Origin of the sequence: Streptomyces sp. NPDC058955 (genome assembly GCF_042741435.1) — a bacterium.
In the GTDB taxonomy this organism is placed as follows: domain Bacteria; phylum Actinomycetota; class Actinomycetes; order Streptomycetales; family Streptomycetaceae; genus Streptomyces.
Genome location: NZ_JBHYKM010000025.1, coordinates 22,509 through 48,181, shown reverse-complemented (window position 1 = coordinate 48,181; position 25,673 = coordinate 22,509). Strand labels below are relative to the sequence as shown.

The 25,673-nt window shown below is 72.3% G+C and carries 19 protein-coding genes and 1 pseudogene; 13 read left to right on the top strand and 7 right to left on the bottom strand.

All coding sequences use genetic code 11. The annotated features are described in order from the left end of the window. Nucleotides 1-9 precede the first annotated feature (9 nt). Together ACFW1I_RS12885 and ACFW1I_RS12880 are read right to left on the bottom strand one after the other, a co-directional pair. Nucleotides 10-717, bottom strand: a complete 708-nt coding sequence (locus ACFW1I_RS12885; protein ID WP_384669272.1) for a response regulator transcription factor — start codon at nucleotides 715-717, stop codon at nucleotides 10-12. Next, nucleotides 714-1,907 (bottom strand): sensor histidine kinase, encoded by a 1,194-nt coding sequence (locus tag ACFW1I_RS12880; protein ID WP_384669271.1) that lies wholly within the window; start codon nucleotides 1,905-1,907, stop codon nucleotides 714-716. The genes ACFW1I_RS12885 and ACFW1I_RS12880 overlap by 4 nt, the downstream gene beginning before the upstream one ends. A gap of 170 nt (nucleotides 1,908-2,077) precedes the next feature. Between ACFW1I_RS12880 and ACFW1I_RS12875 the strand changes: the two genes are divergently transcribed. The 4 genes from ACFW1I_RS12875 to ACFW1I_RS12860 all read left to right on the top strand — a co-directional run bounded on the left by ACFW1I_RS12875 (nucleotide 2,078) and on the right by ACFW1I_RS12860 (nucleotide 6,024). After that, a complete protein-coding gene (locus ACFW1I_RS12875) occupies nucleotides 2,078-3,013 on the top strand; it encodes an ATP-binding cassette domain-containing protein (protein WP_384669312.1) in 936 nt (311 codons plus the stop codon). After that, on the top strand, nucleotides 3,010-4,503 hold the full coding sequence (locus ACFW1I_RS12870) for a hypothetical protein (protein WP_384669269.1): 1,494 nt from the start codon (nucleotides 3,010-3,012) through the stop codon (nucleotides 4,501-4,503). The genes ACFW1I_RS12875 and ACFW1I_RS12870 overlap by 4 nt, the downstream gene beginning before the upstream one ends. Continuing rightward, nucleotides 4,500-5,249, top strand: a complete 750-nt coding sequence (locus ACFW1I_RS12865) for an ABC transporter permease (RefSeq protein WP_384669267.1) — start codon at nucleotides 4,500-4,502, stop codon at nucleotides 5,247-5,249. The genes ACFW1I_RS12870 and ACFW1I_RS12865 overlap by 4 nt, the downstream gene beginning before the upstream one ends. Before the next feature lie 220 nt (nucleotides 5,250-5,469). Next, nucleotides 5,470-6,024, top strand: coding sequence for a hypothetical protein (locus tag ACFW1I_RS12860; protein WP_384669265.1), 555 nt, complete (start codon nucleotides 5,470-5,472; stop codon nucleotides 6,022-6,024). Between the two features lie 51 nt (nucleotides 6,025-6,075). Here the strand turns inward: ACFW1I_RS12860 and ACFW1I_RS12855 are convergent, their stop codons facing one another. After that, on the bottom strand, nucleotides 6,076-6,828 hold the full coding sequence (locus ACFW1I_RS12855) for an SDR family oxidoreductase (protein ID WP_384669263.1): 753 nt from the start codon (nucleotides 6,826-6,828) through the stop codon (nucleotides 6,076-6,078). 680 nt (nucleotides 6,829-7,508) lie between these two features. Here ACFW1I_RS12855 and ACFW1I_RS12850 point away from each other — a divergent pair. Then, complete coding sequence (locus tag ACFW1I_RS12850; protein ID WP_384669262.1) at nucleotides 7,509-8,246, top strand: hypothetical protein; 738 nt, start codon at nucleotides 7,509-7,511, stop codon at nucleotides 8,244-8,246. Between the two features lie 70 nt (nucleotides 8,247-8,316). Here ACFW1I_RS12850 and ACFW1I_RS12845 read toward each other — a convergent pair whose 3' ends face one another. Continuing rightward, nucleotides 8,317-8,991 carry a hypothetical protein gene (locus tag ACFW1I_RS12845; protein WP_384669260.1) on the bottom strand — a complete coding sequence of 225 codons (675 nt, stop codon included), beginning with the start codon at nucleotides 8,989-8,991 and terminating at the stop codon, nucleotides 8,317-8,319. A gap of 702 nt (nucleotides 8,992-9,693) precedes the next feature. Between ACFW1I_RS12845 and ACFW1I_RS12840 the strand changes: the two genes are divergently transcribed. From ACFW1I_RS12840 to ACFW1I_RS12830, 3 genes are all read left to right on the top strand, one after another. Further along, nucleotides 9,694-10,467, top strand: a complete 774-nt coding sequence (locus tag ACFW1I_RS12840; RefSeq protein WP_384669258.1) for an SDR family NAD(P)-dependent oxidoreductase — start codon at nucleotides 9,694-9,696, stop codon at nucleotides 10,465-10,467. 74 nt (nucleotides 10,468-10,541) lie between these two features. Beyond that, nucleotides 10,542-11,249 (top strand): hypothetical protein, encoded by a 708-nt coding sequence (locus tag ACFW1I_RS12835; RefSeq protein ID WP_384669257.1) that lies wholly within the window; start codon nucleotides 10,542-10,544, stop codon nucleotides 11,247-11,249. 201 nt (nucleotides 11,250-11,450) lie between these two features. Further along, nucleotides 11,451-12,281 carry a DUF4157 domain-containing protein gene (locus ACFW1I_RS12830; protein WP_384669256.1) on the top strand — a complete coding sequence of 277 codons (831 nt, stop codon included), beginning with the start codon at nucleotides 11,451-11,453 and terminating at the stop codon, nucleotides 12,279-12,281. Between the two features lie 53 nt (nucleotides 12,282-12,334). Here the strand turns inward: ACFW1I_RS12830 and ACFW1I_RS12825 are convergent, their stop codons facing one another. After that, a complete protein-coding gene (locus ACFW1I_RS12825) occupies nucleotides 12,335-13,687 on the bottom strand; it encodes a hypothetical protein (RefSeq protein WP_384669254.1) in 1,353 nt (450 codons plus the stop codon). Nucleotides 13,688-13,914: 227 nt separating this feature from the next. Between ACFW1I_RS12825 and ACFW1I_RS12820 the strand changes: the two genes are divergently transcribed. The 4 genes and pseudogenes from ACFW1I_RS12820 to ACFW1I_RS12805 all read left to right on the top strand — a co-directional run bounded on the left by ACFW1I_RS12820 (nucleotide 13,915) and on the right by ACFW1I_RS12805 (nucleotide 19,399). Next, nucleotides 13,915-14,544: a response regulator transcription factor gene (locus tag ACFW1I_RS12820; RefSeq protein ID WP_030758266.1), complete on the top strand. Its 630-nt coding sequence runs from the start codon at nucleotides 13,915-13,917 to the stop codon at nucleotides 14,542-14,544. 238 nt (nucleotides 14,545-14,782) lie between these two features. Continuing rightward, complete coding sequence (locus ACFW1I_RS12815) at nucleotides 14,783-16,813, top strand: HYR domain-containing protein (protein ID WP_384669253.1); 2,031 nt, start codon at nucleotides 14,783-14,785, stop codon at nucleotides 16,811-16,813. A gap of 7 nt (nucleotides 16,814-16,820) precedes the next feature. Then, nucleotides 16,821-17,390, top strand: a pseudogene (locus tag ACFW1I_RS12810) (DUF4255 domain-containing protein); the annotation flags it as partial. A gap of 11 nt (nucleotides 17,391-17,401) precedes the next feature. Beyond that, a complete protein-coding gene (locus ACFW1I_RS12805; protein WP_384669252.1) occupies nucleotides 17,402-19,399 on the top strand; it encodes an ATP-binding protein in 1,998 nt (665 codons plus the stop codon). A gap of 59 nt (nucleotides 19,400-19,458) precedes the next feature. Here ACFW1I_RS12805 and ACFW1I_RS12800 read toward each other — a convergent pair whose 3' ends face one another. After that, nucleotides 19,459-20,103, bottom strand: a complete 645-nt coding sequence (locus ACFW1I_RS12800) for a hypothetical protein (protein ID WP_384669251.1) — start codon at nucleotides 20,101-20,103, stop codon at nucleotides 19,459-19,461. Nucleotides 20,104-20,169: 66 nt separating this feature from the next. Then, the gene (locus tag ACFW1I_RS12795; protein WP_384669250.1) at nucleotides 20,170-23,838 is read right to left on the bottom strand and encodes a hypothetical protein; all 3,669 of its coding nucleotides are present in this window, start codon (nucleotides 23,836-23,838) and stop codon (nucleotides 20,170-20,172) included. A 259-nt stretch (nucleotides 23,839-24,097) separates the two neighbouring features. On the opposite strand from ACFW1I_RS12795, the gene ACFW1I_RS12790 reads away from it, so the two are divergent. Then, nucleotides 24,098-25,666, top strand: a complete 1,569-nt coding sequence (locus ACFW1I_RS12790; protein WP_384669248.1) for a phage tail sheath subtilisin-like domain-containing protein — start codon at nucleotides 24,098-24,100, stop codon at nucleotides 25,664-25,666. Nucleotides 25,667-25,673 lie beyond the last annotated feature (7 nt).

Sequence of the window (25,673 nt, the reverse complement as noted above, 5' to 3'; positions counted from 1 at the left end):
GCCGTGCCGTCAGTGGTCCGTGTCGTCGATGCGGTAGCCGACCGTCGGGACGGTGGTGATGATCGGCGGGGTGCCGAGTTTGCGGCGGAGGCGGCCGATGGTGACGGCCACCGTGTTGGTGAAGGGGTCGGCGTGTTCGTCCCAGACCTGTTCCAGCAGCGCTTCCGCGCTGAGGAAGCCGGGGCTGGCGCGGAGCAGCGCGGCCAGGGTCTCGAACTCCTTGACGGACAAGTCGAGTCGGCGGCCGTCCCGGGTCACCGTGCGGCGCACCGGATCGAGTTCGAGGCCGGCGGCGCGCAGCGGGCGGGCCCTGGCGTACGGGCGGCGGTGGGCCAGGGCGCGGACCCTGAGGACGAGTTCGGGGAAGTGGAAGGGTTTGACCAGGTAGTCGTCCGCGCCGAGGGTGAGGCCGTCGACGCGGTCGGCCGGGGAGTCGGCGGCGGTCAGCATGAGCACCAGCGGCCGGCCCTCTCCCCCGCCCCCGTCGCCGTCGCCGCCCTCGCGTTCGGTGATCATCCGGCAGAGCGTGTCGCCGTGGAGTCCCGGCAGGTCCCGGTCCAGGACGACGACGTCGTAGACCGCGTGGCCGTTGACGTCGAGTTTGGCCGCCGCGTCCAGGCCGTCGTACGCGAGGTCCACGGCCATGCCCTGGTCGCGCAGGCCCTCGGCGACGAGGTCCGCGAGCGCGCGGGCGTCCTCCACCACGAGCACCCTCATGCCGTCTCCCCCTCGCCGGTCGGTCCGGGCGTCCTGGGCAGGGTGACGACGACGCGCAGGCCGCCGTCCTCGCGCGGGTGCAGCTTCAGCCGGCCCCGGTGCGCCTCGGTGACGGCGGCGACGATGGCGAGGCCGAGGCCGGAGCCGTTCCCGCCGGTCCTGTCGGGTCCGCCGCGGCGGAACGGGCGGGTGAGTTCGGCCGCCTGATCGGGGGTCAGCACCTTGCCTCCGTTCTCCACGACGAGTTCGACCGCCGAGGCGTCGGCCCGGAGGCGGACGTGGACCCACCCGCCGGGGTCGTTGTGGACGACGGCGTTGTCGACGAGGTTCTCGACGAGCCGCCGCAGCAGCGTACGGTTCCCGCGCACGCGCGCCTCCGGGGCCCCGTCGTCCAGCGTCCGCCCGGTCGGGAGCCGCTGCGCGGCCAGCGCGTCGGCGGCGAGCGGGCCGAGGGGTACGGCCTCCGGGTCGGGGAGCTCGTGCTGGGCCCGGGCGAGCGTCAGGAGCCCGTCGAGGAGGCTGTCGACCTGGTCCAGCTGGGTGCGGACGCGTCCGGCGAGGACGCGCGTCCGGTCCGGCAGCGGGCCGGGCTTGGCGAGGGTGACGTCCACCGCGGCGCGCATCGTGGCGAGCGGTGTGCGCAGTTCGTGGGAGGCGTCGGCGACGAAGCGCCGCTGCGCGGCGAAGGAGCCCTCCAGGCGGGTGAGCAGTTCGTCGATGGTGTCGCCGAGGTCGCGCAGTTCGTCGTGCGGGCCGTCGACGGCGAGCCGTTCGTGCAGGTTGTCGGCGGAGATCCGGCGGGTCGCGCTGGTCATGGCGCGCAGCGGGCGCAGCACCCGGCCCGCCGCGTACCAGCCGAGGAGGAGCGAGAGCGCGCCCATGACGAGCAGGCCGACGGCCGAGCCGAGCAGCAGCTGCCGGGTCTGCTGGTCCCGCGCCGCCGCGAGCTGGTGTTCCAGGCCGGCGATCCGCTCCAGCGCGGCGGCCGGCGCGCCCGCCCACGCGCTGCCCGGCCCGGTGCCGGTGGACCCGGGGCTCGGCGCGGCGTCCAGCGAGCCGCCCGCGAAGGCGGCGACGACGGCGAGCATCACGATGCCGGAGGCCAGGAACAGCCCGGCGTACAGGCTCGTGAACCGCCACCGCACGCTGCGCCGGCGCCGTCCGCGTACGGGCGCTCCCTCGTCCGTCACCGGCGCTCTCCTTCCCTCCGCTGTCCGGCGCCCGTCCCGGCCGGGGCGGGCGTCCGTTCCGACCCTAGGCGAGCCGGCCTAACAGCGGCATGACAGTGATCGTTCCGCTCGTGTCACGCGGTCGCGCGCAGCATCGGGCCGTGGACACGAACCGAGCGGAGAGGTGGCCGATGGAGGTCGGGATCGAGGTCGAGGGCCTGCGCAAGCGCTTCGGCGCGACGCAGGCGCTGGACGGGATGAGCTTCGAGGTGCGGCCGGGGCGGGTGACCGGCTTCGTGGGGCCGAACGGGGCGGGCAAGTCGACGACGATGCGGGTGGTGCTGGGGCTCGACACGCCCGACGCGGGCCGCGCGCTGGTCGGCGGCCGCCCGTACCGGAGCCTGGCGGAGCCGCTGTGCCGGCTGGGTTCGCTGCTGGACGCCGGGGCGCTGCAGCCGAGCCGGTCCGCCCGCGACCACCTGCTGTGGCTGGCCCACACCCAGGGGCTGCCCGCCGACCGGGTGAGCCGCGTGCTGGCCCGGGTGGGGCTGGCGGACGCGGCCCGGCGGCGGGCGGGCGGCTTCTCGCTGGGCATGCGGCAGCGGCTCGGGATCGCGGCGGCGCTGCTCGGCGATCCGCCGGCGCTGATGCTCGACGAACCGTTCAACGGTCTGGACCCGGAGGGCATCCGGTGGATCCGGGCGCTGCTGACCTCGCTGGCGGCCGAGGGCCGGGCGGTGCTGGTCTCCAGCCATCTGATGAGCGAGCTGGAGGGTGTCGCCGACCATCTGGTGGTGGTCGGCCGGGGCCGGGTGGTGGCCGACGCGCCCGTGTCCGAGCTGCTGGCGGGTGTCGCGGCCGGTCGGGTGACCCTGCGGACGTCGGCGCCGGCGGAGGCGGCGCGGGCGCTGGAGGGTGCCGGGGCGGCGGCCGTCCAGGCCACCGGGCCGGACGCCCTGACCGTCACCGGTCTGCCGGGCGAGGCGATCGTCGCCCGGCTCACCCGGGCGGGCGTTCCCTTCGCCGAACTCGCCTCGCACCGGGCGACCTTGGAGGAGGCGTACCTCGAACTCACCCGGGACGCCGTGCAGTACCGGGGCGGCGACGCCGAGGAGGCGGCCCGATGAGGACGCTGCGCTCCGAGTGGACCAAGTTCCGTACCGTACGCGGCTGGGTGCTGGGCACGGTGGCCGCGGCGGTCGCCTCCGTCCTGTTCCTGCTGGTCGGCACGGTCTCGTCCAACCGGCACCAGGGCGAGGCCGACGCGCTGCCGGTCGGGCCGGGCGGGGTGGCGGTCAACGACAGCTTCTCCTTCCTCCACCGCACGCTGACGGGGGACGGCTCGCTGACCGTGCCGGTCACGGCGCTGACGGGCGTCCTCACCGACCCCGGCGGCGGACCGGCCGGCAGGATCCCCGGGGTCACGCCCTGGGCGAAGGCGGGGATCATCGTCAAGTCGGGCCTGCGGCAAGGCTCTTCGTACGCTGCGGTCACGGCGACCGGCGCGCACGGGGTGCGGATGCAGCACGACTTCACGCACGACCGCGCCGGGCACCTCACCGGTACGCCGTCGCAGGCCGCGCCGCAGTGGCTGCGGCTGGTGCGGGCGGGGACCACGGTGACGGGGTACGACTCGCCGGACGGCGTGACCTGGCGCGCGATCGGCACCGCGTCCGTCACCGGCGCGAGCGTCGAGGCGGGGCTGTTCGTCACCGCGCCCGCCGCCGTGGACACCTCGGGCGGAGGCGGCTCGTCGCCCGCCACGGCGACGGGCACGTTCGGGCGGCCCGCGGTCACCGGCTCCTGGCGGGGCGACTGGGCCCACACCCGGGTGGGCGACGGCGCGGGCACCTCCGGCAGCTACGTCCCGGGGACGTCCGCGGGCCACCGCGCGAGCGGCGACGGCTTCGTCCTCACCGGCGCGGGCGACATCGCGCCCGTCGTCGGAGGCCCGGCGCTGGGGCCCGCGTTCACCGTGGAGACCTTCCTGATCGGCACGTTCGTGGGACTGATCGTGCTCGGTGTGGTGGCCGTGCAGTTCGCCACCGGCGAGTACCGCCGCGGGCTGCTCGGCCTGACCTTCGCGGCGACACCGCGGCGCGGGCGGGTGCTCGGCGCGAAGGCCGGGGTCGTGGCGGTGATCGCCTTCGCGGGGGGCACCGGGGCGGCCGCCCTGAGCCTGCCGCTGGGCGCGGCACGCGCCGACTCCGCGCGCTTCACCGTCCTGACCGTGCCGGTGGCGGAGCAGGTGCGGGCCGTCCTCGGCACGGGCCTGCTGGTGGCCGCGACGGCGGTGCTCGCGCTGTCGCTCGGCTTCCTGCTGCGCCGCAGCGCGACGGCGATCACCGTGCTCGTCGCCGCCACCGTCCTGCCGTACGTCCTGGCGCTCGGCGGCATGCTCCCGAGCGGGCCGGCCGACTGGCTGCTGCGCCTCACCCCGGCGGCGGGCTTCGCCGTCCAGCAGACGCTGCCCCGCCACGACCACGTCCTGTCCGTCCACACCCCGGCCACGGGCTACTTCCCGCTCCCGCCGTGGGGCGGGCTCGCGGTCCTCGCCGCGTGGGCGCTCCTCGCCCTGGGCTCCGCGTTCCTGGTGCTGCGCCGGAGGTCCGTGTGAAGGCGCGGACACTGCGGCGGGCGTGCCGCGCGGAGTGGACGAAACTGCGGACGGAGAGCGGCGTCCGCCTGCTGGTGGTGGCGCTGGTCGTCGTCACGATCGCCGTCGGCGCGGCGACGGCGAGCACCGTACGGCCGCCGGTCGACGACCCGGCGCGGCTCGCCCTCGGCGGTGTGGCGGCCGGGCAGGCGGTGGCCGCCGTCCTGGGCGTGCTGAGCGCGGGCGGCGAGTACGGCACGCGGATGATCCAGCTGACGCTGGCGGCGGTCCCGGACCGGTCGACCCTCCTGGCCGCCAAGGCGGCGGTCCTGGGCGTGGTCGTCGCGGCGGCGGGCACGGTCGCCGTGGCGGGTTCCCTGCTGGCCGGGCGCCTGCTGCTGCCGGACGCGCCCGCGCTGACGGACGGGCCGGCGCTGCGGGCGGGCTTCGGCTCGGTGCTGTACCTGGTCCTCGTCGCCCTGCTCGCGCTCGGCGTCACCTTCGCCGTCCGCGACAGCGCGGTCGCCTCGGGCGCGGCCCTCACGCTGCTCTACCTCTTCCCCCTGCTGAGCAATGTCGTGGCCGACCCCTGGCTCCAGCGCCAGCTGGCCCGCGTCGGCCCCATGCCCGCGGGCCTGGCCGTCCAGGCGACGACCGACCTGAACCGGCTCCCGATCGGACCGTGGGCGGGTCTCGGCGTGCTGACGCTGTGGTCGGCCGCGGCGGTGCTGGCGGGCGGCACGGTGCTGAGGTGTCGGGACGCCTGACGCCGTAGGGGAGCACTGTGTCGTCGGCGCTGTCTCGTCGGCGCTGTGACATCGACGCCGCGTCGTCAGTGCTGTCTCGTCGGCACTGTGTCGTCCCGGAGGATGGCGCCGGGTACGCCGGGCGGTCGAGCCCCCGGCCCCGGCGTTCGTCCTCCGGAACCCCCCGAGTCGGGCACGGAGGCCGATGGAAGGCCACCCCTGGGCCGACACGATGGTCCGCATGAGTCCTTCAGGTGCCGCGAGCTCAGCCAACCCCCCTTCTCCGCCCCCGCGTTGGGCGGTCTGGTCGGCGCATCTGACGACGCTGGTCGTGCTGCCGAGCGGGCTGTGGCGCATTGCCATGGCGCTGGGCTGGCCCGCCGGTTACATCACCGAGGGCTTCGTCCCCTTCCAGACGGCCGAGGCGAAGCTCTCGATGGTGGCGCTCAGCGTGGTCTGCGAGCTGCTGGCCTTCCTGACGATCGGCCTGGTCCGGCCGTGGGGCGACGTCGTACCCCACTGGATCCCGCTGATCGGCGGCCGCGTGGTCCGGCCGTCGGCCGCGATCGTCCCGGCGGCGCTCGGCGCCCTAGCCTTGACCTGGCTGTGGGCGGACCTCCCCTGGTGGTGGACGTATCCGCACGACGACATGACGGGCGCGGGCGCCCTCGTCGTCGGCATCCTGTACCAACCGCTCGTCCTGTGGGGCCCGTTGCTCGGCGCGGTGACCTTCTCGTACTACCGCCGCCACCGCCCCCGGCGGACGATCCCGGCGGACGGCGGCGCCGGCCAGTGAAGCGGCGCGGTGCGGCGGGGCGGCGCGGTGCGGCGGTTCGGGAGGCGCCGGTCAACGGTTGGGGAAGGACCCGGTCAGGCCGCCGTCGATCACCAGGTCCTGGCCGGTGACGTACGCCGCGTCGGCGGAGGCGAGGAAGGCCACGGCGGCGGCGACGTCGGCGGCGCGGCCGATGGTCCCGAGCGGGACCTGCGCGGCGTTCTGGGCGTCCGCCTCGTCGGTGGTCGCGCCGCGGTACATCTCGGTGTCGATGAAGCCGGGGCTGACCGAGTTGACGCGGATGCCGCGCGGGGCGAGGTCGGAGCCGAGGGTGCGGGCCAGGTTGTGCACGGCGGCCTTGGTCGCGGAGTAGACGGAGGCGACCGGAAGCCCGCGGTGAAGGGTCCAGGAGGCGTTGAGGACGATCGCGCCGCCGTCCTTCAGCAGCGGCAGCGCCTTCTGGACCGTGAAGAAGACGCCCTTGAAGTTGACGTCCGTCGCGTGGTCGAAGTCGGCTTCCGTGATCTCTGCGCCGGGCTTGAAGACCCCGGTGCCCGCGTTGGCGAACACGGCGTCCAGACTCCCCCGCCAGCCCTCGACCCGGCGCGTCAGTCCATCCAGGTCCGCGAGGTCCGCGACATCCGCGCGTACGGTCAGCAGCCGCTCCCCTGCCGCGAGTTCGGCCGCGGCCTTGTCCAGACGGACCTGGTCGCGTCCGGTGATGACGACGTGGGCGCCCTCGTCGAGCAGGCGTCGGGCCGTGGCGTACCCGATGCCGGAGGTGCCGCCGGTGATCAGAACGGTGTGGTGGGTGAATCGCTCCATGCCGACGATCCTGCGCGGATGACCACGACCCTGGCAGTGCGAGACGGTCCTGGGTCTGCCACCACCACCTTCGCGACGACACGCACGCCGTCATGACGACCGCCATGGACGGGTGCACCCTGCGAGCGCCCTGTGTCGTCGTCCCCTGCTCCGCCAGCCGCGACGGCTGCGCCAATTGCCGCGCCGGGCAGCCCACACCGCCTCGGTGCGCCGCACGTGACCATGTACGGCGCACCGATCGGCGGCGACCGGGGCGGCCTCTTCTCCGACCTCGTCCGCGTCCCGTACGCCGACGCCATGCTGGTCCCTCTGCCCGCCGGCCTCGACCCGGTCGCGATGGCATCGGCGAGCGACAACTGGTCCCTGTCCTGGCGCCTGGTCGCACCGCACCTCAGGACCCGCCCCGGCGCGCGCCCCGGTCGTGGCCTGCGGCAGCATCGGCCTGTATGTGTGCGACATCGCCCGCGAGCTACGGCGCCCGCAACGCCGAGGCGGTCGAGCCCGTACGGTCGACGGCGACCGCGTGCCCCGGTCGATCCGGACCCCCGATAGAGTGCGCCCGTGTGCTGATCTCCCGGGCGGCGGCCGCTCGGCCGCCGCAGACGGCGTGGGCGACCCCGCCGAGGCGGGGCCGCCCTGCTCCCCTGCCCTCCGCCCCCCGCGACGCCGGAGACTGCGCCATGCATCCTCAAACCCCCCTGTCCTACGCCACGTTCGTCGACCTCGCCACCGCCGACCCCGCTGTCGTCGGGCTCGTCCTCAAGGGGTCGCAGGCCCACGAGGGGATGGTCACCGAGCACTCCGACCACGACCTGTACGTGGTGCTGGACGACGGTGCCACGACCGACCTCACCCGATTCACCGGGCACCGCACCCCGGAGCTCGACCTCGTCGTCCTCTCGCTGAGCGCGTTCCGCGCCGTCGGCATGCCCGGCTTCGAGCGGCACGCCCTCGCCCGGGCGCGCGTCGTCCTGGATCGGCTCGACGGCGGCATCGCGGAGATCCTGGCGCGGAAGGCGAGGCTGGACGCCGACGAAGCCTTCCGGGAGGCGGGCGCCTGGCTGGACGCGTACACCAACTCCCTCTACCGGTCGGTCAAGAACGCCCGCGACGGACACGCCCTCGCGGCCCGCCTCGACGCCGCCGACAGCGTCCGCTTCCTGCTGGAGCTGCTCTTCGCCCTGGACCGCCGGCCCCGCCCGTACAACAAGTACCTGGAGTGGGAACTCGCCCGGTTCCCGCTCCCCGGCTGGGACGGCCGACGCCTGCTCGACGCGGTGGACCTCGTCGCGGCGACGGGCGACCTGCCCGCCCAGCGGCGCCTGTTCGCCCGGGTCGAGGCGGTCGCCCGGCGGGCCGGTCACGGAGCCGTGCTGGACGCGTGGGGCGAGGACCTACGGCTCCTGCGACCGCGCTGACGCCTGCCAGCCCCCAGCCCCCAACGCCAATCCCGGCCCCGTCCCGGCCCCGGTCCGGGTCTTTACCGGATCAGCTCACGAACTCCTCGTCCCCGTACCGCACTTCGGCGGTGTTCCAGTCCACGCCGAGGTCCTGCGTGAACTTCTTCGCCAGCGGCAGCTCCGCGAGCGGGGCGATGAGGACGAGCCGCCCGTCGAGCGTGACCGAGCCACCTCCGAGCTCGTCCCGGGCCTCCGGGTCGGCGAGGAGCGCGTCACGGAGGCGGGCGGCGGTGACGCCGGGCGCCTCGATCTCGACGGCGTCGGTCTCCGGAGAGGTGCGCGGCAGGCAGCGGAACGTCAGCACGGCCTCCTGGCGGTACCGCTTGACGATCACGCCGGCGATGTGGCGCAGACCGTCCCGGTTCACCCCCTCGACCTCGAACTCCCGGGAGCGCTCGTAGGTGGCCTGCCGGAGGTCGCCGGACCAGAAGACGCCGTCGAGGAGCCGCGACGCGCCGGGCCAGGCGCCGTTGGCGTGGATGATGCCGCGCACCTCGCGGTCGAAGCGGTTGAGGCGGGTCTTGAGGCGGGGATCGGCCGGATCCGTGATGATCGCGGTGTTGTTCGTCGCGAAGATCTGCCCCGCCGGGCAGTCCTCTCCGGCCGGGCTCGCCTGCGCGGTGCCCGTGACCGTGAGCCCCAGGGCCAGGGTGGAGACGGCGACCAGGACGCGGAGCTGCCGCCAAGCGGTGGAGTTCGTCATGGGCTGATCAACGATCTTGGAGGCCGTCCGTTCCGCCCACCCGACCCGCGCCGATTCGTACAGATGCCCCTTCAGTCATCAGTGTGGGTGGTGACACGGCATATGACGCGACGACATGCTTTGTCGACAAGGAGATCTGTCGCGTCCACGGGATGCGGTCAGTCGATCCCTCCCCTCACCCCCGTTGGACGCCGACTCCGTTCCGGACCTGAAGCGGGCCCCGCAGTGGCCGTGGCACCGACGTCCGGTCCAGGTCACCTCGTACCCGCCGCGCCGAGCCGAGCTCGCGCCGCCTTCCGCCGCTCCCTTCGCTTCGCCCCGTGCCTCATGGAGGAGTTGCCTTGACGGACTGCGCTGTTCCCCGGGCAGGGGGCTTACCTCCCCGGTGCCCTCGGCCCGCTCGCGCGGGACGAGCCGCTGGTGCGCGACACCCTGCGGATTCTCGACGCCGCCGCGTTACGCCTGGGGCGGGCCGCCCCCTCGCGGTTCCTGCTCGACGAAGGCGCTGGGCTGGCCGCTGCTCCGTGCCCTCGTCGACGTGGAGATCGCCCTGCACCCCCGGCCCGCCGTCGTACGCCTCGGCGCGGACCGCGCCCCGCGCGGCTGGCACCTCGTCCCCCTCCACCTGCCCGGCCTTCCCCACACCGTCACGCTCGCCCTGGCCCTCCGCCCTCGGCGCCACGCCCCAGAAACGGAGACCCCATGGACCTCACCGGCAAGACCGCCCTCGTCACCGGCGGCACCCGCGGCATCGGCCTGGCCATCGCCCACACCCTCCTCGCCCACGGCGCCCAGGTCGTCATCACCGGCCGCCGCGAGGAGCACGGCGAGAAGGCCCTCGGCCGGCTCGGCGCCGGCGACGACGTCACCTTCTGCTTCGCGGACGCCACCCGGCGGCCGGACGCCGAACGCGCCGTGGACACGGTCGTCGACCGCTACGGCCGCCTCGACATCGTCGTCAACAACGTCGGCGGAGCCACCGACTTCGCCACCGTCGCCGACATCACCGACGACACCTGGCACCGCACCCTCGCCCTCAACGTGGACAGCGCGCTCTACACCATCCGCCACGCCCTGACCCGCCTCGTGCCGCAGCGTTCCGGCCGCGTCATCAACATCTCCTCCATGGAGGGACGCGACCCCGACCCCGGCCTCTGCGCCTACGCCGCCGCCAAGCACGCCCTCATCGGCCTCACCCGGGTCCTGGCCAAGGAGGTGGGCCCGCACGGCATCACCGCGAACTGCGTCTGCCCCGGCGCCGTCGAGACCGACTGGGTCGCCGAGCAGGGGCCCAAGGCCGCCCGCGTCCTGGGCACCGACTACGCCGGTCTGATCCGCCACTTCACCGGCCGCACCGCCACCGGCCGCCTCACCCGCCCGGAGGAGGTCGCCGCGGCGGTCCTCCTCCTCGCCTCGCACGAGGGCTCCGGCATCACGGGCTCCTGCCTCTCGGTCGACGGGGGTGCCACCGTGTGACGGGACCGGGCACGGTCAGGCCTGCCGCGTACGATGGGTGGTTCTTGATCCAACCAGGCGTATACGGGGGCCATATGAAGGAGATTCAGCAGTTGCGGGCGGCCACACGGCTCATCGGGCGGCGCACCACCCTGCGCTACCTGGCGATCGGAGCCGCGTCCGCTCTGGTGGCGGCCTGCACCGGGGAGTCCGGCACGTCCGCGCCGGGGAGCGGCAAGGGCGGCGGCAAGGGGAGCGGCACGGCCGCGCCCTCCGGCGCCGGCACCGGCTCCCCGTCCCCGGGTTCGTCCGCGACGGCCGGAGGCACCCCGGACGCGGCGGCTCCCGAAGCGACCACGACCGGTGTGATGGCCCGCGCCTTCGACGCCTTCGTCAAGGGCGGCTGGACCGTCGAGTCCACCACTCCCGGGGGCGAGACGGTCAGGGGCAGGGCGACCGTGATGGCGGACGGCGGCGGCAACGGCGGCTTCACCCTCGTCTGGGAAGGCTCGGGCGGTCAGGTCACCTGGTCCGGAGGCTGGCTGCTGCGCGGCGGTCACCTGCGCATCGACGTCTTCGACGCCCCGGAGGACGTGGACAAGCTGACCGGCGGCGAGGCCCTCACCGTCCCCAAGGAGGTCGGCGAGGGCACGTCCCTCCTGTTGCCCTGGCAGCCGCCGGGCCACAGCGGCACCGGCGACGGCCAGTACCTGAAGGTCACGTACAAGAACGACGTCCTGCGCATCGTCCACTCGGAGCGGGGCGAGAGCGAGTCGGTCCACGTCTGCACCCGCGCGGCCTGATCCGGACCGGTCCCTCCCTCCTGGTCCTCTCTCGCGGGCCGTCGGCGGGCCCGCGGGCCTGCGCGAAGGGGCAGCGCTTCCTGCCCCCGGCGGCCGGGGGCGGGCCTGGACGGGGCACGGGCCGGTGGGGAGGCTTGGGGGTACGGGGGCCGGCCGCGCTCCCGCGGAGGACGCCTTCGGGGACCGTTCGGGGAGCTGACGATGAGCGTGTACGAGCACGACCACGGCCATGAGCACGACCACGAGCACCACCAGGAGCACACCCCGGAGCAGGCGGGGGACGACCGGCTCCGTGACGACAGGGCCCGGGACGGCGGTCCCGGCGCGGCGCGGCTCTTCGAGGCCGCGGCCGGCGGGCGTACCGACGTCGTGGGGGCGTCCGGGCTCGGCGCGCTCCAGCGGGCGGTGGGCAACGGGGCCGTGGGGGCGATGGTCCAGCGCAGCCGGAGCGCGGCGCCCGAGGACGGGGCGGCCGCCGAGGAGGGCGCGCGGTCGCCGGTGCACGACGTGCTGGCCTCCGGCGGCGGGCAGCCGCTCGACTCCGCGACGCGCGGCGACATGGAGGCCCGGATGGGCGCCGACTTCTCCGACGTACGCATCCACACCGACGCCGCCGCGGACGCCTCCGCCAAGGGGATCGGCGCGCACGCGTACACGGTCGGCAACAACGTGGTGTTCCAGCGGGAGGCCTACGACCCGGCGTCCCCGCAGGGCCGGACGACGCTGGCGCACGAGCTGACCCATGTGATCCAGCAGCGCAGCGGCCCGGTGGAGGGGACGGAGGCGCCCGGCGGCATCCGGGTGAGCCACCCCTCGGACCGCTTCGAGCGGGAGGCGGTCTCCAACGCGGAGCGGGTCATGGCCGAGCCGGCGGCCGCCTCCGTACCCGCACCGGCCGCCGCTCCCGCCCCTTCCGTACAGCGGGCTGCGACGGAGGACGAGGACGAGCAACCCGCCGACGTCCAGGGCTCGTTCGTGCAGCGGAAGGCGGAGGGCAGCGCGGAGGAGGAGGACGAGGCCCCGCCCGCGTAGCAGACCGTGCCGGCGCGGGATCCCGTCCTCGGTGGTCTCGAAGGGTGACGGCCTCAGGGCTTGGTGGCCTGCATCGTGCCGCCGAGGAAGAGGGATTCGGCGCAGCGGCTCGGGGTCGGGGCGTTGACCGGGCGGCCGACCTTGCGGCAGGTGACGGTCATGGTCACCCGGCCGCCGGCGGGCACCAGGATCGGGGTGACGAAGTGGTAGTCGGAGTCGCGGAAGTTCTCCAGCGCGAGGCTGAGGACGCGGGAGCCCTCCCCGACCGTGACGACGACCGTTCCGGCGTCGCCCTGCGGGTTCTGGACCACGATGTCGGTGAGCCGGAACGCCTGCCCGTCCGGCACGCTCAGCGCGGTGCCGCTGCTCGGTCCGCCGCCGACACCGTCCCTGACCTGTACCTGGGCACTGGTCGGCACGGCCGGCGGGAGCGTCTTCGCGCTGGGCTTCGGCTTGGGCTTCGGCTTGGCCGGCGGCTTCGGGGCCGGCTTGGTGCTGGGCTTGGGCGGCGGGGTGAGAGAGGGGGTGGCGGTGGGCGTCGGCGTGGCGCCGCCGGGGCCGCCCGACTGGCCGCCGGGATCGCCGGTGCCGCTGGTCGCGGAGGCGATGACCTCGGGTGTGATCGCCTCGCGGGCCGCCGACTTGACGGCCGGCCGGAGCAGCCCGTACCAGAAGCCGGCCAGGATCAGGGCGAGGACGCAGGCGACGGCGAGGGCGCGCGGCAGCCAGCGCGGCAGGATGGCTTCCTGCTGGTAGGTGCCGTCGAGGACGACCGGCGGTGCGGCGGGTTCCTCGCCGTCGGCGGCGGGGGGCGCGACGACGGCCTGGAAGGTGTGCACGACCGGGGTGCCGCGCCAGAGGCGTTTGCCGGGCTTGACGCGCAGTTCTGAGAAGGCCGCGCGGCCCGGTTCGATGGTCAGCTCGGGCCGGGTGAAGGAGATCCGGGCGTGGTCCGTGCCCGAGCGGGCGGCGAGGCCGACGGTGAGCGGGGCGTTGCCGCGGTTGTCGACGGCGACCTTGTGCGCGCCGCGCCGCACGCCGTGCGAGCCCCGGGGCACGAGTTCGGCGGTGACCTCGGTGAAGGGCGCGACGGTCACCTTGCCCTCGGGCACGACGGGTTCGGCGTGGTCGCTGGTGGGGACCACCCGCACCCCGAAAGGCGTCTCACCGGCGGGGACGGAGGGGTCGCGGGGCGGGCGGAAGGTGACGGAGACGGTCTCCGCGCTGCCGGGGTAGAGGGAGAGCGTCGCCGGTTCCACCGTCGTCCAGGCGGCACAGGCGCCGGCCAGCTCGAAGCGGTACTCCTCCACGGTGGAGCCGGAGTTGCGCACCTGAAGAGGGAGGCTCGTCTCTTCGCCCGGTACGGCGGTGACGGACGATGCGTCGAGGCTTGCCGTAAGACTCATGGGCGCACCGTAGGGTCCTCGCTTCTCCACAGCATCGTCAGAGGAGGAACACTTTCGGGCAGATTCAGTGCCCGAAGCAACGATTCAGTTTTCATGACGGGCAGTCAGGGCATCTCCAGTGCGCCGAACCACCAGAGAGACTGGCGTTGTTGACGTTGCTGATGGTTTCCAGGCGGGCCCATGCGTCATCCGCGTCGGCCGCCGCTTGCCCCGGGGGGAGCTCGACCATGGAACGTACGGCTGTGGCATTGCGCGCGCAGGACCCGATCTCGCAGGCCGGGGTGACGAGTCAGTTACGGACCCGCCCCGAGATCACCGTGACGGAGTGGAGCGAGACCGCCGACCCCGCGCCCGAGGTCGTCGTCCTCGTGGTGGACACCGTCGACGAGGACGTGCTGCGGCTGCTGCGGCACATCAACCGCACCAGCACCGCCCGCCCGGTCCTCGTGACGACGGACATCGACGAACAGAAGCTGGTCAGCGCGGCGGAGTGCGGGGTCGCCGGGGTGATCCGGCGCGCCGAGGCGACGCCGGAGCACCTGGTGCACGTCATCGGCACGGTCGCGAAGGGCGCCGGCCACCTCCCGTCCGACCTGGTCGGACGCCTCCTGGAGGAGGTCGGCCGCCTCCAGGGGCAGGTCCTCGGCCCCCGCGGACTGCACTTCACGGGGCTCGCGGCACGCGAGGTGGACGTGCTGCGCCTGGTCGCGGAAGGGTACGACACGGCGGACATCGCCGCGAAGCTGTCGTACTCCGAGCGCACCATCAAGAACGTGCTGCACGCGGTGATCACGCGGCTGCAGCTGCGCAATCGGTCGCACGCGGTGGCGTACGCGATGCGGCAGGGGCTGATCTGAGGGGGCTGCCGCGACTGTCGGAGCCCGTACAGCCGTAGCCCGGTTGCCTGGTTACCTGGTTGCCCGACTGCCCAGCTACCCGACTGCCCCTTGGGGCACAACTCCCTTCCCCTGAAGGTGACTTGCGACGCGCTGACACCACCGGACCGGTACGGCATCCTCGGGCCGTCGAGCGACGCGAGGCCGAGGGGGTTGTGCCGTGCGCTGGTTCCAGTCGTCCGGGCGTACGAGGCCGACGGTGCCCCGCCGGTCCGGCCGTCGCACCTCCGCCCGGGCCGCGCTCGCCCTGCTGCTGCTCGCCGGGGCCGTACCGGCGTCGACGTCGGCGCTGGCGGTGCCCGTACCGGTCGAGCCGGTGACGCCGGCGAGCGTCGCGCAGGCGCTGGACCCCGGAGCGTCGCTCGCCGTCGACAAGCAGGTGCTGACGCCGGTGGTGCCGCCGATGCCCGAGGTGGTGCTGCTGGTGGACGGGACGTTCAGCATGGAGCCCGTCATCAGGGACGTACGGGGCGGGCTTTCGAGCATCATCCAGAAGGTGCGGTCCAGCCAGCCCGACGCGCGGTTCGCGGTGACGACCTTCGGCGACCAGCAGGTCGATCCGGGCGCCGGGTTCGACGTCACGGCCGAACTCACCCAGGACGACGAAACCTTGCGCCGGGGCGTTGACGCGCTCGGCATCAGCCGGGGCAACGGCAGCATGGGCCCGTCGGAGGACTGGATCAACGGCCTGTGGCAGATCGCGGACGGAGCCGGCGGCCGGACCGTCTTCCGGGAGAACTCCAGCCCGGTGGTCGTCCTCGTCAGCGACGCCTCCAGCCACAACCCGAGCAACGGGCACACCATCGAGGACACGATCTTCGCCCTCCAGGACAAGAACGCCCGCGTCCTCGGCATCGACGTCGACACCCCCGTCGGCGACGGCCTGGACGGTACGGGCTACGCGGGCATGCCGGGCCAGATCGAGAACCCGCGCACCACTCCCGGCCAGGCCACCCGCATCATCGAGGCGACCGGCGGCCGGAAGCTCAGCGGCATCAACCCGGACCGGGTCGCCGAGGCCATCGTCGAGGGCCTCGGCAATCTGCCCACCCGGGTCGGCCACCGCCTGAACGCCTGCGATCCGGGGCTCACGGTGACCCTCGACCCGCCCACGCGTGACGTGGTCAGCGGCGAGACCGCCGCCTTCGCCGAGACGATCACGGTCTCCCCCGACGCCCCCCAGGGCGCCACCCTCACGTGCACCGTGGAGTTCCTGCTGGGCACCCAGGCCCCGGACACCGCCGCGATCGGCGCGGCCGCCGCCGACCCGGAGTACGAACAGCGGATCTCGATCACCGTCAACGACGTGACCGCGCCGGTCGTCACCGTCGACGACCGCACCGTCCGCGCCGGCGGCCTCGGCGGCGCCCCGATCGACTACACGGCGACGGCCGTCGACGGCCACGACGGTCCACTGACACCGACGTGCGCACCGGCCTCCGGCTTCGTCTTCCCCGTGGGCACCACGACCGTGACCTGCACGGCGACCGACAGGGCGGGCAACACCGCGACGGACACGGCCGTCTTCCGCGTCCTGCCCCGGCCGTCGCCGCCCACCGGCAACCCGCCGCCGCCGGAACCGCCGCCGTCCGCGGACCTGTCCGTGTCGCTGTCCGTCGCCCCCGCGCGGGTCTACACGGGCCGGGCCGTGGTTGCCCGCTACACGCTCACCAACGCCGGCCCGGACACGGCGCGAGACGTCGCCCTCGACGTGGGCTGGCCCGCCGGGGCGGGCCGCGCCCTCTCCCGTACCGATCGCTGCACGACCGCCGCGCCCTGCTCCGTCCCGCCCGGCGGCCGGGTGGTGGTCACCCAGACGGCCACCTACCTGGAGGCGGTGTCCGGCACGGTCCGGGCCACCGTCAACGGCCGCCCGCACGACCCGGAACCCGAGGACAACACGGCCACGGCACCGCTCCGGGTCCTCCAGCCCCGCCTGGTGGTCACCCCGCAGGTCGTCAGGCCCGGCGAACCCGTGACCGTACGCGGCACGGACTTCCCGCCCGGTGAGCGGGTGCGGCTCGTCTGGTCGACGGGCCTGACCGCCGACACCGCCCCGCTGACGGTGGGCCGCGACGGCCGCTTCGAGACGCAGGTCCTGGTGCTGCGCAAGGACCGGATCGGCCCGCGCGCGCTGCGCGCGGAGGTCGCCCGCCTGGAACGCCTGGAGGAACCTGTCCTGGTGGTTCAACACGCCCTGCAGCCACCGGACTTCGCGGGACGGGGGTGACAGGCCGGTGATCCACGAGGTCGACGACGTCCTGCGCGCCCTCATCCGGGCGGAGGTCCTGGAGGGCGGGCAGGTGGCGGTGGTCTTCGACGCGCCCACGCGCGAGTGGGCGGCGAAGGTCAACGCGCCGATGGTGAACCTGTATCTGTACGACATCCGCGAGGACATGCGGCGCCGGGAGCGCGGCCTGCACAACGAGTACGACGAGCGGGGTGTGGTCGTCGCCCGCCGCCGTCCGCCGCGCTACTTCAAACTGTCTTACCTGATCACGGCGTGGACGAAGCGCCCGGAGGACGAACACCGCCTGCTCTCCTCGCTCTTGGCGTGCCTGCTGCGCTACGACGCGCTCCCGCCGGCGCGGCTGACGGGCTCGCTGGCGGAACTCGGCGCGGCCGTGCCGCTGTCGATCGCGCTGCCGCCGCCCGAGGACCGCTCGTTCGCGGACGTCTGGAGCGCGCTGGGCGGCGAGCTGAAGCCGTCGCTGGACCTGGTGGTGAGCGTCCCGGTGACGGCGTCGCCGCGGTACGCGGCGGGTCCGCCGGTCGGCGAGGAGGGCCTGGAGGTCCGCTTCGGCGACAGGCTCGGCACATGACCGCCGAACTCCTCGCCAGGGCACGGGAGATGGAGGTCCGGATCCGCCGCGCAGTGGAGGCGCGGCGGGCGGTGGACCCGGATCCGGACGACGCCTTCCGGGGCCTGTACCTGACGGAGGAGGCGGTGGAGCGCCTGCTGGAGGCGCCGCGCGCCTTCCCGCCGCCGCAGCCGCTGACGCCGACGTCGTCCGCCTCCCGACTCGCGGTGCTGGCCCGCGACTTCGGCCTCTCCACGCTGGACGTGGACATCCTCCTCATCGCCCTGCTGCCGGACCTGGACGACCGCTTCGAGGCGTTCTACGGCTACCTCAACGACGACGTGACCCGGCGCCGCCCTTCGGCCGGCCTGGCACTGGGCCTGTGCGGCATGCCGCACGCGGACCGCGAGGCGAGGGCGAGGCTGGGCGAACGGGCCCCGCTGCGCGCGGGCGGCCTGCTCCTGGTCGAGGACCGGGACCGCCCCTTCCTGGGCCGCGCGCTCCGCGTCCCGGACCGGGTGACGGCGTACCTGCTGGGCGACGACACCCCGGACCCCCGCCTGGCCGACGTACGGGCCCCCTGGGAGCCGGTACGAGGAGTGGGCGACCCGAAGGCGCTGGCCCGCTTCCTGTCGTCGGGGGACACGGCGCTGGTCTACCTCCAGGAGGACCAGGGCGGTGCGGGTACGGCCCTGGCGGCGTCGGCGCTGGAGGAGGCGGGCCGCGGGGTCCTGGGCGTGGACCTGGCGAGGCTGGCGGAGGACCCGGCCCCGACGGAGGCGATCCGCTGCCTCCTCCGCGAGGCCCACCTGACGGGCGCCGGCCTGATCTGCGCCCCGGTCGACGCGGTGGCCCGGGAGCGGCCTGGCCTGCTGCGCGCGGTGACGGACCTGCCGGTCCCGGTGGCCCTGGTCGGCCGAATCCCCTGGGACGCGGCCTGGTCGACGGCGCCCCCGCTCCTGGTCCGCGCACCGAGGCTGGGTCCGGAGGCGAGGGCGGAGCTGTGGCGCGCGACCGCGGCCGAGGACGTGGGGCTACCGGTGGAGGACATCCTGGCCCCCTTCCTCCTGACCCCGGAGCAGATCGCCCGCTCGGCAAGGGCGGCGGTCCAGAAGGCGCACGTCGAGGCGACGCCGGTCACCGCGGACCACATCCGCCAGGGCGCCCGAGCCCAGAACGCGGCCGGCCTGGACCGCCTGGCCCGCCGCATAGAACCCACGGTCACCTGGAAAGACCTGGTCCTCCCCCCGGACACGGAAACCCAACTCCGCGAACTGACCGCCCGAGCCCGCCACCGCGACCACGTCCTGGGCACGTGGTCGATGCGCCCGGGCGGCGGCAGGGGCAGAGGCGTGGCGGCCCTCTTCGCCGGCGACTCGGGCACGGGCAAGACGATGTCGGCGGAGGTCATCGCGGCAGACCTGGGCCTGGACCTCTACACGGTCGACCTGGCAACGGTCATCGACAAATACGTAGGCGAGACAGAAAAGAACCTGGAGCGCATCTTCACGGAAGCGGCAGGCGTCAACGGCGTCCTCCTCTTCGACGAGGCGGACGCCGTCTTCGGCAAACGCTCGGACGTGAAGGACGCCCACGACCGCTACGCGAACGTGGAGTCCGCGTACCTGTTGCAGCGCATGGAGTCCTTCGACGGCCTCGCCATCCTGGCGACCAACCTCCGAGCCAACCTGGACGACGCCTTCACCCGCCGCCTGGACCTCATAGTCGACTTCCCCGTCCCCGACGCCCCCCAACGCCTCCAACTCTGGGACCGCACCCTGGGCCCGAACCTCCCCCGCGCCACGGACCTGGACCTGGCCTTCTGCGCGAACGCGTTCGAGCTCTCAGGCGGCAACATCCGCTCGATAGCGGTGACGGCGGCGTACCTGGCAGCGGAAGCGGGCGGCCCCCTGACGATGCCGATGCTGATCCACGCGATCCAACGCGAGTACCAGAAACTGGGCCGCCTGACCCTGGCGTCGGAGTTCGGGCGGTACGCCCAGCTGTTGACCTGAGCCGAGCTGACACGGACGCCTGCACCCCGTTCACTGTTTTGGCGACCACTACGCCCGACTCATTTCAGACGCTCTGCCAGTTTGGTATGCAGCTCCGCATAATGTGGATCCGGCAGAGCCTCCTTCAGGAAATCAACCCCCGTACGGATGAGCTGAACCAGAGGGGCGTACTTCATGTCAGCAAGCCGTACGTCCGCGTAGAGGAACTGCCACCCATGAAATCCTTTTGTCAGCAGGAGCTTCTCCAAGTACCCGGGATAGTCCAGATCCAGCTCAAAGAGCCCGTACGGAAAGCGGTACGTCCACACCCGCGGAGAAATGATACTTCCGGAAATCCGGACAGCCGTGAACGCAATGACTCCAGACTCCGGCTGGTAGTCGATCACACGCAACTGATTGAAGAGTTCACGTTCATCGTCCCTGGAGACGCTCCCGGAATCGGGGGGCCCGGACATGACCGCGCCTACCAGTTCACGCAGAACGAACTCCCCGCCCGCACCGACAGATGAGCCAGCCTTGTGCCAGTGGGTTCCGAGTTCGGAGTACCGGACGTGAGAATGCACAAGGACGGGGTCAAGGACCACTCCATACAGCTCCTCAAGCTGAGAGAAACCGTTCAAAGATTCCTCGACCTCCTCATAGATGGGACCCTTCCTCTCCCCATCAATCATGACCATATCGCTCCGCTTCAGCGATTCGATCATACCGAGGAATCGACACTCGATAGGACTAGGTTCGCGCTCCACCATGTTCGTCCACTTCCTCTTCCATTAAATCTTGATCCGCCCCGCCTGGATCGCACCAACCAAGGAATCTATCTTATCCCGGATGTCGGATATCCCGTTCCTCCGCCGCGCGTTCGCGGCCATGAGCCTGGACCTTAGATTGATGAGGTTGTTCGTATACGGACCACCGCTCTTCAGTTCATCGATAACCAATTGAGAGAACTTCTCTTCATCCTTGTTTCCGAAAATTGCGTTACTAAGCCCCTTCCAGCCGCGCGAGCTCAGCGAATTCAGCATCAGAGAATTCACCGCTGCCGGCACCGCTTGAGGGCCAGATGACAGCTCCTGCTTCATCGACGGATTTGCCGCCTTCGGATGCCATGCACCACCCTTCACCTCATAGCCGGACCAGCGCACCGTGATGCTTTCAAGGAAACCATCCGGGTTGGCATGAGTGTTCAGGTCGACCTCGTACCAGATCATGTCCTCGCGACCGCTCCTCAAGGCATCCGCGGCCGGGTCCTCGACTCCATAATGAAAGGTCGTGTTCGTCGTCCCACGAGCCACGACAAGGTTGGAATCGGTAGCTTTTCCACCCAGCGGAACAGGGATCAGGTGCATCTTCACCCAGACCGTACTGTTGGGTGGGTTAAGAGAATTCAGGCTGACGTAGCCCCACCCTCTCAGCGTCGCACCGCTATTCAAAGACGCATCTTCGCCGGGATGAATAGCGGCAATGTCTCTCGGAATATAGTGCGCCTTAAACCCCGTCGCAAGTACACCATTAGAGAAAGGCGGTAGCACGGGCGGCGGCAGCGGCGGCTTCGGGTTTCGTGCGGCAAGCAGACTCGCGAGCCTTGCCATGTCCGCAACCAATGCGTCATATTCTCTCTGACGCTGCGCGCTAACATGCCCGTCCCTGCCAAGTACTCCTTTTCTTTGCTGTACATCCTGGGACTTCGCAGTCGCGGCAGCCAGCGCCTCGCTCTGCTGCTCCTTCTCTTGGGTTCCGTCGGACATCTCCTTCACTTCGGCTGCCCACGCCTCGAAGAAGTCCTCGATGCGCTGCTCGACACTATGCACCTTGAGGTCCGCTGTAGCGCCTCGCCCCGTGAATAGAACCTTGTGTTGTTCCCCATCACGCATGACGAACCTTTTCGAGGGCAGAGGGAGCTTGCCGACGGAATCTGAGCGACCGTCCAACGCCTCAGTGTTCGACTTGTTCTTGCTGCTACCCCCTTTGGATTTCTGCCAGAGAGCTTTGCCCTTCTTTGCTATGAAGTCGACGATCTTGTCGATCGCGCGGTTGACCGGCCGCGAGACCGCCTGGAAGACGGACTTGACCTTGTTGGCCAGGCCGCCTATGCCGAGGAGGGCGGCCAGGAAGCCGATCAGGAGGGGGATGCTGGCCGCCAGGGCCGTTTCGACCATCTTCGGGACGCCGGCCGCGCCGCCGTTGGCTATTTCTATGACCGCGTCCAGGACCGCGTTGACGAAGTCGGCTATCTGGGCGCCCTGGTTCACCACGAAGGTGACGATGTCGATGATGCCCTTGACCGCGCGGACGAAGGCCGAAGCCGGGTTGAGGAGGGAGACGATCCAGGTGATGCCGGCGATGATGACCGTGGGGACCAGGTATTCCGTCAACTTCGACAGGATCGTGGGCTTCAGGTCGCCCGTCTCCGCCTTGATCTCCTCGAACGCGCCCGCCGGGCCCTCCGTCGCGAGCTTCTTCGCCACCGGGACGCTCGTCTCGACCGCGCCCAGCGCCTCCTCGGGGACGCCCTTGCGGGTGATGCGGGAGCGGATGTTGTCCCAGGTGAGGCCCAGGAGGGAGGCGATGAGCTGGATGATGCCCTTGAGGTCGAACTTCTGGGGGAGTTCGAGGCCCGCTTTGGTCGCCGTTCCCAGGAGCCAGGCGACCAGGCCCTTCTTCAGGTGTTCGCCGATGTTCGTGAGGAACAGGTTGAGGCCGGCGCCCACCGCCTTCACCAGGTTGCCCAGGAAGCCGATCGGGTCCTTGATGATCTTCATGATCGCGGAGGCGGCCTTGGCCAGGATGCCGAGGAGCAGGTTCTTCAGTTCGTTGATCGTCTTGATGACGCCGACGATCGCGTCCTTCGCCTTGTCGATGAGGCCCTTGTTCGCCTCCTGGAGCTTCTTGATCTCCTCGTCGACCGCGTTCAGCGCCGCCGTGTACTTGTTCGCCAGGTCCTGGACCAGCTGCTGCGACTTCTCGTCGACGCTCGCTTCCAGGTCCTCGAACTTGCCGGCGAAGTCCTGCTGCGCCTCCTCGCCGAAGGCCTTCAGGTCGGCGGGGAGCTTGTCGACCTCCGCCTTCAGGTCCGCCCTGCCCTGGGCGATCCTCGACTTCGCCCGGCCCAGCTCCGCGCCGATCAGGTCCGCCACGGAGGAGATGACCGTGCGCATGCGGGCCACGTACAGCTTGCGGGACTCCTGGTAGAGGTCGTTCGCCTCCTGGGGCATGCCGGCGAACTTGTCCTTCAGCCAGCGGCCCTTGCCGAGGAAGCCGCCGTACCGCTTGTCCTTGTACTTCTTCATGCGGGCCTTGTGGTCGGCGGTGAAGGCGTCCCGCGCCGCCTTCTCCCCCGTCGTGAAGGCCGCGTCGACCTTCTGGTCGAGGCCCGTCAGCGTCGCCTCGACGTCCTTCTTCGTCGCGTCGAAGACCTTCTGGAGCTTCGCGGTGACCTCGGCCCGCTTCTGCTCGTCCTTCGACTTCGTCTCGCCCTTGCCGCCGTCGACCGCCTTGCCCGCCGCCGCCCGCGTCGCCGTCAGGGTGTTCATCGCCTGCGCGCCCGCCGCCGCGGCGCCCGCCTTCGCCGTCGCCAGCCGCTGGTCCTCGGCGGTGTGCGCCTTGCCGGGGGCCTTCGCCGAGTCCGTCTCCGCCGTCTTCTTCGCCTTCAGGGCCTCGTCGAACTCCGGCTCGTTGCCCTTGGCGAGCTGCTCCTCCGTGACCTCGGCGTCGGCCATCGCCTTGTCGTTCTCGGCCGGGCCCTGGGAGAAGTCCGTCACCGCCGGCGGCTGCTTCTCCGGGATCGCGTCGGTCGCGCTCGGCGCGCCCGGGTCGGCCGGCGGACGGTCGGGGGTCAGCGGGGTGACCGGCTTGTCCTTCGCCGCCGAAGTGTCCGGCGGGGCCTTCGTCGTCGTCTCGATGTCCTTGGCCGAGGTGTCCTTGCCCTCGCCGACCTTCCCGTCGACCTCCTCCTTCACCTTGTCGGCCTTGCCGGACTTGGAGAACTTGTCGGCCTCGTCGAGGTTCTTCGGCGCCTGCGCCTCGATCGCCTTGTCGACGGCCGCGACGAACGCCGCCTTGTCGAACTCCCCGGGCTTCGCCGCGTTCATCTTCTCCGCGTTCGCGGTCTTGCCCTGCGCCTCCTTGTCGTCCGGAGGCGCCACCGCCGCGTCCTGCGCGGCCTTCGACTCGGCCGCGGCCGGCGGGTGCGCCGCCATCGTCCGCTTCTTCGCGGCCACGTCCGCGCCCACCCGCCGGAATCCGGGTGCCGCGCTCGGCGGCGTCTTCACGGGGGCGGTGTACCGCTGCGCGACGAGCCGGGCCACCGCCGCGTTGCCCACCGCGCCCTGGAGGCGCTGCACACTGTGCGGCGAGAGACCGCCCGCGCCGGAGGGGGAAGCGGGCGCGGGTCCCGTCCTGCGGTCGCCGCTCGTCGGCTTCTTCTCCGGGACCTCCTTCATCCGTCGCCTCCCGGTAGCCGTGGCCGCACGGCCAGCCTGGCCGCCACCCGTCCTCGGGCGGAGAGCGGCGGGGGTTCGGTGCGGCCCCGACTCCCTTGCACCTTCGGGCAGTTCACGCTGCCCGGGTGGGCGGCCGATCATCCGTTCCGGGTGATCGTCCCGCTCGTGAGAATGGCCCGGTTCCACGGGAGCTGTTCCCCAGCCGGGGATCCGGTCGAGGACCCGGTCGAGGAGTGACGTCGAGGAGAGAGAGCACCGTATGCCGTCGTATCTGTCCCCTGGCGTCTACGTCGAAGAGGTCCAGTCCGGCTCCCGCCCGATCGAGGGGGTGGGCACCTCGGTCGCCGCGTTCGTCGGCTTCGCACGGAAGGGGCCCTTCGACGAGCCGACGCTGATCACGAACTGGAGCCAGTTCGTGAGCCGTTTCGGCGACTTCGTCGAGGGGACGTACCTCGCCGCCTCGGTGTACGGCTTCTTCGCGAACGGGGGCGGGACCTGCTACGTCGTCCGCGTCGACGACGGCACCGCGCCGGCGCCCGAGGACGTACCCGGCGAGCCCGGCGAGGTCGCCGCCACCGGTCCTACCGCCACCGGCCCGACCGCCATCGGCGCGTACTCGGTCGTCGCCCGTCCCGGCGTCACCGGGACGATCACCGTCGAGGTCGCGGACGTCGAGGGCGACGACCCGCCCTCCGACGCCTTCCGGCTGATCGTCCGCCGGAACGGCAAGGAGGCGGAGACGTACCCCTCCGTCACCACCAAGCGCAGCAAGGAGAACGTCGCCACCCGCGTGAACGCCGCCTCCGCGCTCATCGAGATCAGCGAGCCCGGCACCGGTGCCGCGCCCGCCCGCCCCGAGCCGCAGACCGTGACGCTCGCCCCGGCGCTGCCCGCCCCCGCGAACGGCGGGGCGACCGCCCTCACCCCCGAGGTGTACGTGGGCGACGCCGACCGGCGCTCCGGCCTCGGCGGCCTGGAGGCGGTGGAGGACGTCACCACGGTGGCCGTGCCGGACCTGATGAGCGCGTACGAGCGCGGCCTCATCGGGCTCGACGGGGTGATCGCCGTCCAGCAAGGGCTCATCGCCCACTGCGAGTTGATGGGCGACCGGGTCGCCGTCCTCGACCCGCCGCCCGGCCTCGGCCCGCAGGAGGTCGCCGCCTGGCGGTCCGAGCGGGCCGGGTACGACTCCAAGTACGCGGCGCTGTACTACCCCTGGATCGACGTCGCCGACCCGTCGACCGGCCGGATCACCCCGGTCCCGCCGAGCGGTCACATCGCCGGCGTCTGGGCCCGCAACGACGACCAGCGCGGGGTCCACAAGGCCCCGGCCAACGAGGTCGTCCGGGGCGCCGTCGCCCTGCGGACGCAGCTGACCAAGGGCGAGCACGACCGGCTCAACCCGATCGGCGTCAACTGCATCCGCGCGTTCCCCGGCCGCGGCATCCGGGTGTGGGGCGCGCGCACGCTCTCCTCCGACCCGTCGTGGCGCTACCTCAACGTGCGGCGGCTCTTCAACTACCTGGAGGAGTCGATCCTCGCCGGCACCCAGTGGGTGGTGTTCGAGCCGAACGACGACGCCCTGTGGGCGCGGATCCGCCGCACCGTCGCCGCCTTCCTGGTCAACGAGTGGCGCAAGGGCGCCCTGTTCGGGCTCAACCCCGAGGAGGCGTTCTACGTGAAGTGCGACCGCGAGACGAACCCACCGGAGAGCGTCGACTCGGGCCACGTCGTCTGCGAGATCGGCGTCGCGCCGGTCCGTCCGGCCGAGTTCGTCGTCTTCCGCCTGTCCCAGCTGACCAGCGGCACCGGTGCCGTCGACGAGTGAGGAGACC